The organism is Variovorax sucrosi, assembly GCF_051216635.1.
Taxonomy (GTDB): Bacteria; Pseudomonadota; Gammaproteobacteria; order Burkholderiales; family Burkholderiaceae_C; genus Variovorax.
Window position 1 is genome coordinate 1 of record NZ_JBPJZU010000022.1, and the last position, 1,026, is coordinate 1,026.

At 68.9% G+C, this 1,026-nt stretch carries 1 protein-coding gene; it reads left to right on the forward strand.

From position 1 onward, the window contains the following. Position 1 precedes the first annotated feature (1 nt). On the forward strand, positions 2-1,026 hold a 1,025-nt coding region (locus ACSFBE_RS23845), incomplete at its 3' end, for an acetyl-CoA C-acyltransferase (RefSeq protein ID WP_435492879.1).

The following is a 1,026-nucleotide window of genomic DNA, read 5'->3' on the forward strand; positions in this document are numbered from 1 at the left end:
CATGTCCGAATCCATCGTCATCGTCGGCGCTGCCCGCACCCCCATGGGCGCGTTCCAGGGCGACTTCTCTTCCCTCGCAGCGCATGACCTCGGCGGCGCCGCGATCAAGGCCGCGGTCGAACGCGCCGGCATCGACCCGGCCATCGTCGGCGAAGTGCTGTTCGGCAACTGCCTGATGGCCGGCCAGGGCCAGGCGCCGGCGCGCCAGGCGGCCTACAAGGGCGGGCTGCCCGACAGCGCGGGCGCCGTCACGCTCAGCAAGATGTGCGGCTCGGCCATGAAGGCCGCCATGCTGTCGTACGACATGCTGATGGCCGGCACGCACGACGTGATGGTCGCCGGTGGCATGGAAAGCATGACCAACGCGCCCTACCTGATGCTCAAGGGCCGCGGCGGCTACCGCATGGGCCACGACCGCATCTTCGATCACATGATGCTCGACGGCCTGGAAGACGCCTACCAGCCGGGCCGCTCCATGGGCACCTTCGGCGAGGACTGCGCCGCCAAGTACAGCTTCACCCGCGAGCAGCAGGACGCCTTCGCCACCGCCAGCGTCGAGCGCGCCAGGCAGGCCACGGCCGATGGCCTGTTCAAGGCCGAGATCGTGCCGGTCACGGTCAAGGGCCGCAGCGGCGAAACGGTGGTGGCCATCGACGAAGGCCCGGGCAAGGTCAAGCTGGACAAGATCGCCACGCTCAAGCCGGCCTTCAAGAAGGACGGCGGCACGATCACCGCCGCGTCGAGCTCGTCGATCAACGACGGCGCGGCCGCGCTGGTCCTGATGACCGAGTCGCACGCCAGGAAGATCGGCGCCAAGCCGCTCGCGCGCATCGTCGGCCACGCCACGCATGCGCAGCAGCCCGAGTGGTTCTCGACCGCGCCGGTGGGCGCCGTGCAGAAGCTCTTCGCCAAGACCGGCTGGGGCGTGAAGGACGTCGACCTGTGGGAAGTGAACGAAGCCTTCGCCGTGGTGCCGATGGCGCTGATGAAGGAGATGGGCGTGGCGCACGACATCGTCAACGTGCA